The organism is Burkholderia sp. R-40 (assembly GCF_049942845.1).
In the GTDB taxonomy this organism is placed as follows: Bacteria; Pseudomonadota; Gammaproteobacteria; order Burkholderiales; family Burkholderiaceae; genus Burkholderia; species Burkholderia ambifaria.
In genome coordinates this window covers 2,765,875-2,779,529 of record NZ_CP187968.1, presented here as the reverse complement: position 1 = coordinate 2,779,529, position 13,655 = coordinate 2,765,875, and the positions used below count along the sequence as shown (strand labels likewise).

Here is a 13,655-nt window from a genome sequence, read left to right as displayed (position 1 = left end):
CGTGAATCGCCACTTCGTCTGCACCGATATCGTCGGAAAGCGGCGGCACGGTCAGGACGTCGCGTAACGCATGCGCGATCAATTCGGTTCTGCTCTTGGGACCGCGTCTGGCACTGGAAGATCGCGCAGCGGAAGATCCACACGAACTCGCGCGACTTGCGATACGACCCGCACCGCGTGCCAATCCGCGCCAGCCGCGCGGCATACCGTCAGCGTTCCGCTCGGATAGCGCGCTTGCCGCGCGGGGCGTTGTGCCTCGTCGAGCAATTGGCGCTGCCGACACCATCGTTCCCCCTCGTTCTTCGTCCACCTCTCGTGACCGTAGCTGCGCCGATTCTGCCGCGTCCGTCGCGGCGCTCCATACCCCGCTGCCTTCTTGACACGTCGCCGGTCCTCGCCCGTTTCGTCGCAGCACGACGAATTCAAGGGAAGGGCGACAACTGCGAAGCGCAGCCCGACGACTCACCTGAACCCGAATTGTTGAGCGGGGCGCCCAATCGGCGGTCGAGCGCAAACCTCACCGCGTGCCACCAAATTTATCCAACAACGCCATTCACGCGCGCGGCGCGCTCACGTCCAACTCAGTGCAGGCTCAATTCATCCAGGAGAAATCGATGACGACAATTTCCACCTCGGGCGGAGAATTCGAGTTCGCCGTGTATGCCCCTTACAACTCGAGCCCGGACGAACCCGTGGGCGGGCGCGTCAACGTGGGCGTCGATACGGCGCTCTGGTTCCGCGCGGACCGGGACAGCGACAACGTGCGGCTGGTCCAGTTGATCCGGCCGCAGGGACAATGGATCAACGATCGCGAACGGGAGCGCGCGGCGAATGGCTGGTCGCTCGATTCCAACAGTGTGTCGCCCTGGTACGGCACCAATGATCTGGGCGCGCCCCGGCCCATCCGCGATCTGACGCCGAACATCACGCCGCAGTTACGCGACTGGATCAAGCAGAGCGGCGTCCAGACCTTGTCAGGCGCGGGCTCGCGACGCGGCAAGGGCTATCAGCGCGCATGGATCGTCGATACGCCCCGGCACATGGCGGCGCGCGTCGGCGAGCTGGTGCAGGTCCGGCTCGTGACGATCGCGGTGGATGTGCAGCACAGCGCTTATCTGGGCGGCGTGGAGTGGGGCTTCAATCTGTCGGAGGCGGGCGTGGTGACGGTGGCGTCCGCGAAGCTCGCGTTCAAGGTGAATCCGGCGGGCGATTATCTGCAGGCGCTCGACAACTGGAACCAGCAGGCCGGCAACACGCTACTCGTGCTGCCGGCCTGAGCGGGACGCGTCGATTCGAGTGCAGAACATTTGCGCTCTCGTCGAGCGTTATCGCGGCAAGCGCAGCGTGCTGGTGGCGTATTCGCTTGGCACCGGCAGCGCGGTGGTCGTTCGAATGGCTGGCCTCGCGCGGCCGGCTGCACGCAGTGAATGGGCGCTACTGCCCGGCACGCAGCTAGCGTTGCCGGGCCGGCGCTCGCATGTACTCGAGGGATCGTGTTGCACTCACTTCGTTGTCCTAGACAATGGCGAAGAGATGGCTCAATGTCAGCGGTATTCATCCAGACCGGCCTTGGCATCAGACGAGTGAAATTCCCCCGTCAACTCGCAGGTTGACGCCGGTAATGAAGCTGCCTTCGTCTCCTGCGAGGAACAGCGCGGCATTGGCAATTTCTTCTGCGCGCCCGAGTCGGCCAAACGGAATAGCGCCCGCCATGACGGCTTCGAAAGCAGGGCGATCCGTTGCCGTAATGCCAAGCTTGCCGAGGATCGGGGTGTCCGTCGGACCGGGACTGATGACATTCACGCGGATGCGACGTTCCTTGAACTCCAGAGCCCAGTTACGGGCGAAAGCTTCGAGCGCCGCCTTGCTTCCCGCATAGACGGCATGCCCGTCCAGCACCTTGCTGCTCGCGATCGAGCTGATCAGCACGATTGAACCGTTGTTGTTAAGTAGTGGTGCAATCTTCTGCACACCAAAAAAGGCTGCCCTGGTATTGGTTGCAAACTGTCTGTCATATTCTTCAACCGAGACTTGATCAGATGGCGTGATCACGTTCATACCGGCATTCGCTACGTAGATATCGGCCTTGCCGAAGCGCTCGGCAACGAGTGACGCAACACGTTCGTGTGTCGTGAGGTCGGAGAGGTCACCGGTAACACCCGTGGCATTCTCACCGAGTCGTGCAACCGCGTCGTCCACGGCGCTAGCTCGGCGTCCGACGATAACGACCCTGGCTCCCTCTTCGGTGAAACGTGAGGCTATAGCAAATCCGATACCGCTATTTGCGCCGGTGACGACTGCAACCTTTCCTGCAAGCGTGTTCATGATGTAGTGGGTCAGAGTGGGTGCATCACAAAGTTGGTTTGGACGGCGTTCGAACAGCAGCGTTGTTCACGTGACGTTTTCGAGCGGTTCCGCTGCAAATTGCGCACCGAACGGCGGGTAATCGACATAGCCCTTCAGGCCGCCACCGTAATACGTTGCTCGATCGGCGGTAGCGAGCGGCAATCCGGTTTTGAGTCGGTGCACGAGATCCGGATTGGCGATGAATGGCTGTCCGAATGCAGCGAGATCGATCAGACCATCATCGAGAAGTGCCTGCGCACGGTTGATCGTCATCCCTCCTGCGAGGATGATCGGCGTGTTGTCTGCCTCGCGCTTGATGCGGGACAGCAGTTCGATCGTGCGATCGTCCGACGCGGTGTCGTCTTTGGGCGCCACCGAGACGTTCGACTGATCCATGACGTGGACGTATGCGATGCGCCGCATGCCGAGCTCGAACGCAAGCGAGCCATAGGTATCGAGAATGCCCGGGTAGTGCGGCATATCGAATAGCTGCCCATACGGTGAAATCCGGATGCCTATCTTGCCGGCGCCGATACGCTCGGCGATGCCGTCAACGACTTCCAGCGCGAAGCGCAACTGATTTTCGCGCGTCGTCGCTGAATAGCGGTCAGTGCGATCGTTGACCAGCGGATTCAGAAACTGCTCGAACAGATATCCGTTTGCCGCGTGGATTTCCACGCCGTCGAATCCGGCCCCGATGGCGTTGGCCGCAGCGGAAACGAAGTCCTCGACCACGCGCTCGACCTCCATCGTCGACAATGCGGACGGCGTTGACGTCGGGACGAACCCCGGCTTCCCATTCTCGTCATAGGCAAACACGATCGAGTCTTTTGCAAGCCGTGACGTGGCGCTGCGTGGCGCACCACCATCAGGCTGGAGGCTGGTGTGCGATACACGACCCACGTGCCACAGTTGCGCGAAAATCTTGCCGCCGACGGCATGAACCGAGTCCGTGGTTAACCTCCACCCGGCTACCTGTTCGTCTGAATAGATGCTCGGATTGAAGAGATAGCCCTGGCCCTCGCGGGAGATAGGGCTTCCTTCGGTCACGATGAGGCCAGCGGTCGCGCGTTGTGCGTAATAGAGGGCGGTGCGTTCATCGGCAATATTGTTTGCCGCACGGGATCGAGTCATTGGCGCCATGACGATGCGATTCGCGAGCGGAATGTCGTTGAGATCGAACGGCTTGAAAAGTTGAGTCATGTTTGTCCTTGTATGGCAACTTGGCCCTGCAGGTATGGTTCGAGTGCTTCGGTTCCGCCGATGTACCGGCCGTTGATGAACACGTGCGGCGGGTCATGCTGCCCGATACCGCGCTCAGTACTTTTCCGCGGATTTTGTGATCGAGTGGTATGTCGACGTAATCCATCTCGCGGTCAAACAGCAATTGTTTTCGCCTTCGCAGTAAGGGCAGCCGACCTTGGAGAACACCACAATCCGGTCGGGACACAGCGCGTCGGGTGCCACATGGTTTAGTCACGCGCTGACCTTCACGGGGTTTCGACATGTCGGGTTTCATTAGCAGTCAGTGATCCAGCCGCGAAAAGGTCGCGTGTCGAGCGCGGAAGTCTGCGCGCCCGGTTGATCGTTGCTGGTGACCATTATCGAGTGCGACCGTTTCATGGTCGATGGAGTCACGGGGCAATACATTCGTGCGCGAAATGCACCAACGGCCCGATCAAGCGGAGTTGCGACGCGACTCAGCGCGTCACTATCGGGGCGAATCTGGTTGTCGTTGTATTCGTCTCGACGTGAATCCACATTCCTGTACGTCGCGGATTGTTGTCGCCCGAGCAATATGGTGAGAACGTCCGTGGTGCTACTTATGTTTGCAGCTCGAGTCTAGAATCCGCGTCGATGATCGTTACATACGCTGTATCTCGAGTATGTCGATCCGGTCGTACGAAACGTCACACTGAACCTGTCTTAGGAGCGCGTCATGCGATTTGGTCTCTTTCTGCGATCGAGGATTTGCTCCACGATACTTTTCACAGTCGTGCCAGCAGTGGCTTTTGCCGATCCGCTTACTGTCAAGGTTGACGGCCTCGACCATGGTCAGTTTGCGAACGCGCAGGTCTACAACGGCTTTGGATGTCGTGGCGATAACGTCTCGCCTCAAGTCTCGTGGGCGCACGTTCCGCCTGGAACAAGAAGCATCGTCGTCACCATGTACGATCCTGATGCCCCGACTGGAGGGCTCGGATGGACGCATTGGGAAGTCGTCAATATTCCGCCTTCGGAAACGTCGATTCAGAAGGGTGCGTCAGGAGATGTGGGACGAATGCCGACGGGTGCGCTCGAGACGCTGACGGATTTTGGCGAATCCAAGTACGGCGGGCCATGCCCGCCGAAAGGTGAGTCGCATCGATATGTCGTGACGGTGTCTGCGCTGTCCATCCCGAGTGTCGACGTGAAATCGACATCGAGTCCGGCGGTCGTTGCATATCAGATGCATGGAAACATCCTTGGGCAGGCACGATATATCGCGACCTACCACCGATCGCTGAATTGACTGTCAGCGCCGGTCGAGCGCATATCTGATCGACACTCGACCTGGGAGCATCGTCCCCGCGGCAAGAAAGCATTGTCGGCCGCTCGACCGCCTGCAAGTGCAGGCAGTCGAGCGATACCTGCCCGTCATTCGCCCGGGCGACGCGTGACCTCGAAGCGACATACCACCACGATCTCCGGGCGTTCAACGCTCGCACACACGCACGGTCAATTCACCCCGACCGCACTCCAGGCACGCGCGACCGTTGCGCTTTCAACCGAGTTCGCGCCATACAGGTCGTTCGTTGCCTGGATCGACGCACGCCGTGCGTTCGGGTAGCTCGAGTTGGCGTTCAGGTACACGGTCAGTGTCCGGTACCAGATCTTGCCGGCTTTCTCTCGGCCCAGGCCACTGAAGGTCGTGTCGCCGTTGCACACCAACTGCGTCCTCGACAGGCCGGTATCGGTCGACGGTACCGCCGGGCCTTCCGACAGCAGGTAGAAGAAGCGGTTGCCGACACCCGACGTGAAATGCGGATCGTGGCGCGGATTCGACCACGAGAAGCCACCGGACGGGTAGCAGCTGAACGACCGGCCGTCGAGATCCTGCTTGTACATCTTGCGCAGGCCGCCGCTCGTCACGCGCGCACCGATCACGTAATTGCCAGGATCGTTCGGGTTGTTCGCGTAGAACTTCACGAGCGTGCCGAAAATGTCGGACGTCGATTCGTTCAGGCCGCCCGCGTCGCCCGAATAGTTCAGGTTGGCAGTGGCCTCGGTCACGCCGTGACTCATCTCGTGCCCGGCGACGTCGACCGAAACGACAGGTTTCGGCAGGCGGGTGCCTGGATCGCCGTCGCCGTACACCATCACGCGCGACGACAGCCATGCCGCGTTCGCGCCGGTCGTGCCGCTGCCCGTGTTGAATACGACGTGAGCGTAGCTCCTCACGCCGCGGCCGTCGTTGAAGATGCCGTTGCGGTTGTGCGTCGTCCTGTAGTAGTCCCAAGTCAACGCGAGCCCGTAGTCGATGTCCGCGGCGACCGTCTGCCGGTCGGTCGTCGTGTTGTTGCCCCACACGTTCGTGCTGCTCGTGAAGATCGGCAGGTCGGTTGCTTGCTCGACGTCGTCCGAGCTCAGGCCGCGGCCATCGTAGACCGAGCCGCCGCCGCGGCTCGGATCGAGCATCCGGTAAGCGTTCGTGCCGGTCTGGTCCGTCGTGAGCGCCAGGTTGCCGTAGTACAGCGAGCGGCCGGTGCCGGTCGCGGCGGCGGTCTTGATCAGGTCTTGGGCGTCGAGCACGGTGCCGGTGCGCGCATCGATGTAGTACAGCACGGCATCGCCGTGCGCATCGGTCGCCTTGCCGTATACGCGCACCGCGTAGGCCAGTGTCGGCGCGACGTCGCGTGCGAACACGACGAGCTCCGCGTCATCGACGCGACGCACGTTCGAGTCGAAACGCGCGGCCGCGATGTGCTTGGCCCTGGCCGCGCCTATGTCGGGCGCGTTGCGTACCACGGAGCGGTTTCCGACCTTGCCGATCGTGCCGGCGAGATTGATCGGTGCGAGCTGCGTCTGGCTCGCCTGCTTCAACTGCCCTCGGTTCGAATGGACGACGACGTCACCGCCTATCACCGGCAGGCCCGCATGGAAGCGGTCAAAGCGCACGTGCTCGGTGCCATCGGGATCGACGATCACGTCGCGTACCTGGAACTGATCTCCGTCCGTCGGCGCGCTTGCCTGCGGCCCCGCGAACTTCAACGTGCGTGCTGTGCCGCCGGTAGCCAGACTGAAGGCGGACGGATTCTGCTGGATCAGTTGCAGCGCCTTGTCGACCGTGGCCGACGGGTCGCCGGCCTGGGCAAAGGCGCTGAGACTTGCGATGGTAATCGCGGCGATGGGCAGCAGACGAGACAATTTCTTCATGTAATCCCCCAGATTATGAATGGGTAATGTTCGAGGAATGAATCCAGTGAAGACGTTGATATAAGACATGTCGCGAACCGCAGAGGCATGCTAGGAGGTCGTTTTTATAATTACAAGATATTTTCAGATAGATTAATTTTTCATGTCGGAGTCGTTAATCAAGTCATGATTTGGTGAGGAATATGAAATGATTCGATTGGCCGCTCCAGACGTGTCGATGAAGTTGCATCGACGCAGCGTGATTTGAGAATGTTGCGATGCCCGAGGGCGAATTGCTGCGACGTGCGCACCCAGTCATGCTGCCCGGCGGCGCTCAGCAACGTGTGGTCACCGGCACGAGAAGATAAAACTGGCTACGCGAAATTACAAACAATTATGTCGATTATGAATTTAATCGAAAAAGCGGACTCCATTCCATTGGTTTTCATATTTTCTAGCAATGATCTGGATTGTTATCTGCTTGAGTTTCAGATTATTTGGCTTTCGCTGCGCAGCGGAAATGTAATCAAACTAAGATGATTTGCAGCGAAGTCTATTGACTTCTATTTGTAAATAATTTAAATGGTTTCAGGCGTGAGCGGACGCTGTTTTTTATCGTGTCATGCCCGGATCCAGATCTCGTAGCGCCAGCTAAATACAGATGTCGCATGTCTCATCGGTCGTTCCGTCGTGCAGCGTTGAAGGAACAAGCCGGGAGCGGCAGGGCGCTTACGTTCGTCAGCGTGCCTCGGACCGCTCGTCCGAGTCTGCTCCTTGGCCGACCGGAAGCCGTGGCATTGCCACAGCTTCTCGCAGGCCGACGTCGGGCCGAAATCGGCGTAGCGATCGCGGATGATCGAGAGCGCCTGGTCGGAGGGTCGTGGGTCCAGGCGACGGTTGCCGGGTTTCGATCGGGGTCCCGGCCTGTCGGACCATGTTCACGCAATCGGGAGACTAGTCGACGAACCTGCCGCGTCGTCAATTCCAGTCGTTCCGCCGCACGCGATGGCTTGAGCTTGCCGGCCGCCACGTCCTGAGTGACCTTGAACCTGTCCAGCTCGCGCATCGTCATCGTGATCCGCTCCGTTGCAGCCATCGCAGCCTCCGGCGCGGGACACCCGGCGGCCCGTCAGCTTACGCGGCACGGAAGTGGACATTTCTAACCAGACCAGGTCACTGACCAATAAATAAAGAATTCCCCCGCGGCAAACAAATTCACCTATTTGGCAAACATAGGGGCGAGAGGCGTTTCCCATAATTCCGCAGACCTTACACGGGATTTCCACCCGTCACACGGGGTGCCGGTAAGGCAGGGGCTTTGATCGTAGCGGTAAAAAATGCGGCGGACGCTGCATATCCGAGGGGCGGTGCGCGAGCTTGTCTGAGGCGCGGCTACGAAGAGAGCAAAAGGAAAATTCCCTTTTGTCCACTAGGGAAGTCAGAACGGAAAGCGCAATGAACAAGAGTCAATACAGGGTGGCCTCGAATCGAGGATTAGGTGTGCTAGCAAAGGCAGCCGAGACGCGCGGCGTACACGGCGAGTCGGGGAAAGCGAATATGACGGCGGCTGGCATCCCGCTCAAATTGCGGGTTTCGCTGGCGGCGGTAACGGCGCTGATGCTGCTGCCTGTGGGGCGGGCATACGCAGATAACCTCGCAGTCGGTGGCCAGAACGGTGGTATCAACGAGACGATCGGCGGTGCTGCGGCGGCACCCCCGGCGACCACGGGGGGAACGTATCCCGCAGTTGCCGGTGCCGATGGTTCGAGCCAGAACACTGCAGTCGGCGTCTTTGTGTCGGCGCAGGGCGGGGCGGCAACGGCATTGGGCGATACGGTTACGGCAAATGGCCGGAACGCGACGGCGGTCGGCGCTAATTCGGTGGCAAACGGCACCAGAGCAGTGGCGTACGGCGGCGGGTCGAGCGCAGCGAATGGCGACTCGACTGCGATTGGTGCGCTGGCACATACTACTTCGGAGTTCTCAACGGCAGTCGGTACTAATAGTTCAGCCGCTGGCGGAACGGCGGTGGGTTTTCAGGCGAGCGCGAACGCGTCTGACGCGACCGCAATCGGTGTGGATTCTGTCGCATCCGGGATCGGTAGCGTTTCAATTTCCCGCGCACAGGCCACTGCCCAGAACGCGATCGCGATTGGCGAAAATGCTTCGGCAGCCGATGCAAATTCCGTGGCATTGGGCTCCGGCGCAGTGACGCGCGCGTTTACCACGGTCAGCAGCGCGACGCTGAACGGCGTCAACTACAGCGGCTTCGCGGGCACACCCGTCGGCGTGGTGAGCGTGGGCAGCGCAGGCGCCGAGCGCCAGATCGTGAATGTCGCCGCCGGTGAAATCAGCGCAACGAGTACGGACGCGGTCAACGGCTCGCAGCTTTTCGCTGTGGCAAGTCAAGTTTCTGTTCTCTCGAATAACCTTACGTCTCTCACAGCGAAGGTCGACACAATTTCCACGTCCGGTTCGAACGGCACGGTTGCAGACCAAACCGGCACCGCGGTAGGTCACAATTCGCTCGTGTCGGTCCCCAACGGGACCGCTGTGGGCAATGGCGCAAACGTTTCGGGTCAAGACGGCACGGCAATCGGAACCAACTCGACTGTTACGGCTGATCGTGCAACAGCCATCGGCTCGGGTTCCAAGGTCACCGGCACGAACGGAACCGCAATCGGTGATGGTTCGAACGTCACGGGCACGAATGGAACTGCAATTGGCGCGAACTCCCGAGTGACCGCGAACAATTCGGTTGCCCTGGGTGCGAATTCAATCGCAGACCGGGACAACACGGTTTCGGTTGGTGCGCCGGGTGCTGAGCGTCAGATTACCAACGTTGCGGACGGTACGGCTCCGACCGATGCCGTGAACGTACGCCAGTTCAACAGCGCAGTTAACAGCGTTCGGGACGACCTCCAAAAGTATCGCAAGGATTCGAACGCCGGTTCGGCTTCGGCCGTCGCGCTGTCGATGCTCCCGCAAGCACCCGCGCCCGGTAAGTCGGTCGTCGGCGTGGCGGTCGGCAATTACGCTGGTCAGACGGGTTTCGCTGTCGGCGTGTCGACTTATCTGCCTGGCGGTAGCTGGATTTTCAAAGGCGGTGGCTCGACAAACACCCGCGGTACGGTGGCTGTTGGGGGTAGCGCCGGGTATGTTTGGTAAGGCTCGGTCTTTACTGCTAACTGCTTAGGTTAGGTAGTTAGTCCAGGTAGTCAGTCGCACAGCCCGCTGTGGTGTACTTGCTGCAGCGGGCATCGACGAATAGAGGTCGGCAATTCCGATCGTGATACAGCGAGGCTGGGCTTCCGGACGTTGCCGGCGCGGAATCCATAAACCAGCGTGTGTCATCAGCTTCCTGACTGTCTCCTTGGCCAGTCGAATGCCGTGACACTCCCGGAGCTTCTCGCAGGCCAGCGTCGACCCGAAATCGGCGTAGCGGTCGCGGATGATCGAGAGCACCCGGTCGGCGGCTCCTGGGTCCAGGCGCGGTTGCCGGGCTTCGATCGGTATCCTGGCACCAAACCTGCCGGGCCGTGCTCACGCAGCCGGGCGACCAGCCGGCGAACTTGCCGCGTCGTCAATTCCAGCCGTTCTGCCGCACGCCATGGCTTGAGCTTGCCGTCCGCCACGTCCTGAATGACCTTGAATCGGTCCAGCTCGCGCATCGTCATCGTGATCCGCTCCGTTGCAGCCATCGCAGCCTCCGGCAGTTCGAACCGCCGCCAGCATGCGCCGAAACCCTCGGACTACGACATTTCAACTTTGCCCAGATCCGACATAATGAAATGGCCAGCCCGATCCCCGCGACCGTTCTACGATAGGCAATTCGGTCCGAAGTAGAGGAGAGCGCCATGAACGAGATCACGCTGATCGGCATCGATCTGCGCAAGCATGTCTTCCATCTGCACGCACAAGATGCCAAGGGACACGAGGTGTTTCGCAAGAAGCTCTCGCGCGTACAGTTGCTCCCGTTCTTCAGCAATCTCAAGGCGGTTACCATCGTCATGGAGGCTTGTGCGGGTTCGCACTGGCTCGCACGCAAGCTCAATGCGATGGGGCACGAAGCGAAGCTGATTTCAGCTCAATACGTGCGGCCTTTCGTGAAGAGCAACAAGAACGACTACATCGATGCCGAAGCGATCTGCGAAGCAGCGTGCCGACCCTCGATGCGCTTCGTCGAGCCTCGAACGGAGGCGCAACAACTTCTAGCCGCCATGCATCGTGCGCGTGAGGGACTGGTAGCAGAGCGCACGGCCACCATCAACCGGATTCACGGAATCCTGCTCGAGTTCGGCATCGTCGTTCCTCTGTCGAAGGCCACACTACGCCGGCTGCCCGATGTGCTTGCAGTACACGATCTGCCACCGCGGCTGATCCAGCTTGTCCACCGACTCCATGCTCACTATCGTTACCTGGATCAGCAGGTTGATGATCTCGAGCGGGATCGGACGGTACAGCTTCGCGAAGACGAGAACGCGGCCCGGTTACTGTCCATCCCCGGCATCGGCACCATCACGGCAAGCCTTCTCGCGTCGGAAGTCGGCAACGTCGCCCAGTTCGAGGGCAGCCGGAACTTCGCGGCTTCGATCGGGTTGGTGCCACGTCAGCACAGCACCGGCGGACGAAGTGTCCTGTGCGGCATCAGCAAACGAGGCGACAAGCATCTGCGACACTTGCTTGTGCAAGGCGCCCGAGCGGTTATCCAGCGCGTGGAAAAACGTACGGACAGGCTCGGGGAATGGATTCGCTCGATGCTGACTCGCCGGCACTCAAACGTGGTCGCGTGTGCCGTCGCGAACAAGCTCGCGCGCATCGCCTGGGCGGTACTGACCAGACACACCACATACGATCCCGCGCGCTTGAAGCTCGCGGACTGATTCGCCGTTTCACCCAACAAGGTTTTGCGACTGCTGGCAATTTGATGATCCAACGGCACAGCGACCGGACGAAGAACCTGACAAGTTGTACAGCTCACAGCAGCTGCCGACATTATGAGGATCGACCGGTGCGATTTTCATCGCGGAACAACGATTCCGGATAGATTTGCGCAAGCCATGAGGACGTCAGAACCAGGGGTTGCAAAATTCGGGCTGGCCATAGATTACAACTTTGCTCTTACAAATTTGTCATACCCGGATTCAGATGTCCACCTTCCAGCCATTTAAAAATGTCCGGTTTTAAGGTTGGTTTTGCTACTTCTGTTTCCTCGTTTTGACCGTTACGCAGTGTCGAAGGTCGGCGCCTGAACGGGCAGGGCGCTCACGCTTGTTTCCCCAGCTTTTGCAGACCGACGGCCCGGTTTGTTTGGCGGCTTTGCGGTCTGCCGACGTTGCGCCAGATCCACGATCACATGCTCGACGTCGGCCTGCGTGATCTCGCGTTGCTTCTTCTTGCCCGCTTGGGGCTCGTTTCGGTCGGTCCGGGTTGAGTCGCCTCGATGGGTGCGTGACGGAGCTTTACCAATGCGACTGTTATCGCGTTGCGCCTGAAGCGCTTGCGCGACCTGCAGCACATGGCTCAAACGCTTGTGCTCAACGACGGCACCTTGATCGATTTCAGCCAGGCGATCGTATTGCCGGTACGGCAACACACGATCATCAGCCCGGATTTCGATCCGCCCATCCGGGTACTCCCATACCTCGATCTGGCGGTCGATCAGCTTCCGGTTGGCCGGCGTGTCATCCAGCAAATACATCACCCGGTCGTACTGCACCGTGAGCGACTTCGTTACCTTTCGCGGCTCGCGCCACGTCAGCACCAAGTCCAGATTCTCGTCGGCCCGCAGCGGCCGATGCGCATCGAAGTCGCTCTTCGGCGGCTTCGCGAAGCGTGCGTTGTAGGCGGCCATGAAGGAGGGCGCGTAAGCGTTGGCGTCGGCCACCGTGTTGATCCCGCGCAATCGCATCTCCTTGACCAATCGATCCTGCAACGTCAGGTGCGCTCGCTCCACGCGCCCCTTGGCCGAGCTGCTGTTCGCGCAGAACGTGTCGATGTTCAGCTCGTACATCGCCCGGCCAAACGGCGTCACGCGATTGCCGGTCTTGCCCGGCTTCACGTTGCGAAACACGCTGGCCTTGTCGCTGTAGAACGCCCCAGGTTTGCCGTGCCGCTCGATGTACGCTCGCGTCGCTTCGAAGTAGCTGAAGGTCGATTCGGTCTGCGTGAAGTGCAGCATCATCAACCGGCTCGTCGCGTCGTCCACATACACCAGCAGCGTACACGCCGGCGCACGCTCCTCGAACCATCGATGGTCGCTGCCGTCGATCTGGATCAGTTCGCCCAGGCATGCCCGGCGCGCTCGCGGCTGGTAGATCTTCGGCGGTCGTTGCCGGCGCGGAACCCACAAGCCGGCGTCCGTCATCAGCTTCCTGACCGTCTCCTTGGCCAGCCGAATGCCATGACATTCCCATAGCTTCTCGCAGGCCAGCGTCGGGCCAAAATCGGCGTAGCGGTCGCGGATGATCGAGAGCGCCCGGTCGGCGGCTCCTGGGTCCAGGCGACGGTTGCCGGGCTTCGATCGGTGTCCCGACACCAAACCTGCCGGACCGTGCTCACGCAGCCGGGCGACCAGCCGGCGAACTTGCCGCGTCGTCAATTCCAGCCGTTCTGCCGCACGCCATGGCTTGAGCTTGCCGTCCGCCACGTCCTGAATGACCTTGAATCGGTCCAACTCGCGCATCGTCATCGTGATCCGCTCCGTTGCAGCCATCGCAGCCTCCGGCGCCGGACACCCGGCGGCCGTTCAGCTTACGCGGCACGAAAGCGGACATTTCTATGTAGCCAAAAGCGGACATTTCAATCTAGCCATTACAACCCAATCGGGTGATAATTCACGTTATGTAAAGTACGAAATTGACCGCCTCAGGCCTCCACTGATCGGTGGACGTTCTATCCCACCGTCTCAGGCA

At 60.3% G+C, this 13,655-nt stretch carries 8 protein-coding genes and 1 pseudogene; 4 read left to right on the top strand and 5 right to left on the bottom strand.

Annotated elements, in window-relative coordinates; translation table 11 throughout:
- Positions 1-524: 524 nt before the first annotated feature.
- A complete protein-coding gene (locus tag ACP26O_RS28740) occupies positions 525-1,277 on the top strand; it encodes a hypothetical protein (RefSeq protein ID WP_244101395.1) in 753 nt (250 codons plus the stop codon).
- Between the two features lie 298 nt (positions 1,278-1,575).
- Here the strand turns inward: ACP26O_RS28740 and ACP26O_RS28735 are convergent, their stop codons facing one another.
- Both ACP26O_RS28735 and ACP26O_RS28730 read right to left on the bottom strand, forming a co-directional pair.
- Complete coding sequence (locus ACP26O_RS28735; protein ID WP_175659207.1) at positions 1,576-2,325, bottom strand: SDR family NAD(P)-dependent oxidoreductase; 750 nt, start codon at positions 2,323-2,325, stop codon at positions 1,576-1,578.
- A gap of 66 nt (positions 2,326-2,391) precedes the next feature.
- Entirely contained in the window at positions 2,392-3,549 is a 1,158-nt protein-coding gene (locus ACP26O_RS28730) for an alkene reductase (RefSeq protein WP_175663793.1), read from the bottom strand.
- Between the two features lie 736 nt (positions 3,550-4,285).
- On the opposite strand from ACP26O_RS28730, the gene ACP26O_RS28725 reads away from it, so the two are divergent.
- A complete protein-coding gene (locus tag ACP26O_RS28725; protein WP_175663794.1) occupies positions 4,286-4,858 on the top strand; it encodes a YbhB/YbcL family Raf kinase inhibitor-like protein in 573 nt (190 codons plus the stop codon).
- A gap of 206 nt (positions 4,859-5,064) precedes the next feature.
- On the opposite strand, the gene ACP26O_RS28720 is transcribed toward ACP26O_RS28725, so the two are convergent.
- On the bottom strand, positions 5,065-6,762 hold the full coding sequence (locus ACP26O_RS28720; protein ID WP_175663795.1) for a M4 family metallopeptidase: 1,698 nt from the start codon (positions 6,760-6,762) through the stop codon (positions 5,065-5,067).
- A 1,434-nt stretch (positions 6,763-8,196) separates the two neighbouring features.
- Here ACP26O_RS28720 and ACP26O_RS28715 point away from each other — a divergent pair.
- Positions 8,197-9,909, top strand: a complete 1,713-nt coding sequence (locus ACP26O_RS28715) for a YadA family autotransporter adhesin (RefSeq protein ID WP_175663796.1) — start codon at positions 8,197-8,199, stop codon at positions 9,907-9,909.
- A gap of 129 nt (positions 9,910-10,038) precedes the next feature.
- Here ACP26O_RS28715 and ACP26O_RS28710 read toward each other — a convergent pair.
- Positions 10,039-10,442: pseudogene (locus tag ACP26O_RS28710) on the bottom strand (helix-turn-helix domain-containing protein); the annotation flags it as partial.
- Between the two features lie 156 nt (positions 10,443-10,598).
- Between ACP26O_RS28710 and ACP26O_RS28705 the strand changes: the two are divergent.
- Positions 10,599-11,624, top strand: a complete 1,026-nt coding sequence (locus ACP26O_RS28705) for an IS110 family transposase (protein ID WP_175663797.1) — start codon at positions 10,599-10,601, stop codon at positions 11,622-11,624.
- 341 nt (positions 11,625-11,965) lie between these two features.
- Here ACP26O_RS28705 and ACP26O_RS28700 read toward each other — a convergent pair whose 3' ends face one another.
- Positions 11,966-13,456 (bottom strand): ISNCY family transposase, encoded by a 1,491-nt coding sequence (locus tag ACP26O_RS28700; RefSeq protein WP_175666727.1) that lies wholly within the window; start codon positions 13,454-13,456, stop codon positions 11,966-11,968.
- Between the last annotated feature and the right edge of the window lie 199 nt (positions 13,457-13,655).

What these genes read in the sequence shown, in the direction of transcription:
- ACP26O_RS28720 (WP_175663795.1), bottom strand. Translation starts at nt 6,762, where the DNA reads ATGAAGAAATTGTCTCGTCTGCTGCCCATCGCCGCGATTACCATCGCA.
- ACP26O_RS28715 (WP_175663796.1), top strand. Translation starts at nt 8,197, where the DNA reads ATGAACAAGAGTCAATACAGGGTGGCCTCGAATCGAGGATTAGGTGTG.
- ACP26O_RS28735 (WP_175659207.1), bottom strand. Translation starts at nt 2,325, where the DNA reads ATGAACACGCTTGCAGGAAAGGTTGCAGTCGTCACCGGCGCAAATAGC.
- ACP26O_RS28705 (WP_175663797.1), top strand. Translation starts at nt 10,599, where the DNA reads ATGAACGAGATCACGCTGATCGGCATCGATCTGCGCAAGCATGTCTTC.
- ACP26O_RS28730 (WP_175663793.1), bottom strand. Translation starts at nt 3,549, where the DNA reads ATGACTCAACTTTTCAAGCCGTTCGATCTCAACGACATTCCGCTCGCG.
- ACP26O_RS28700 (WP_175666727.1), bottom strand. Translation starts at nt 13,456, where the DNA reads ATGGCTGCAACGGAGCGGATCACGATGACGATGCGCGAGTTGGACCGA.
- ACP26O_RS28725 (WP_175663794.1), top strand. Translation starts at nt 4,286, where the DNA reads ATGCGATTTGGTCTCTTTCTGCGATCGAGGATTTGCTCCACGATACTT.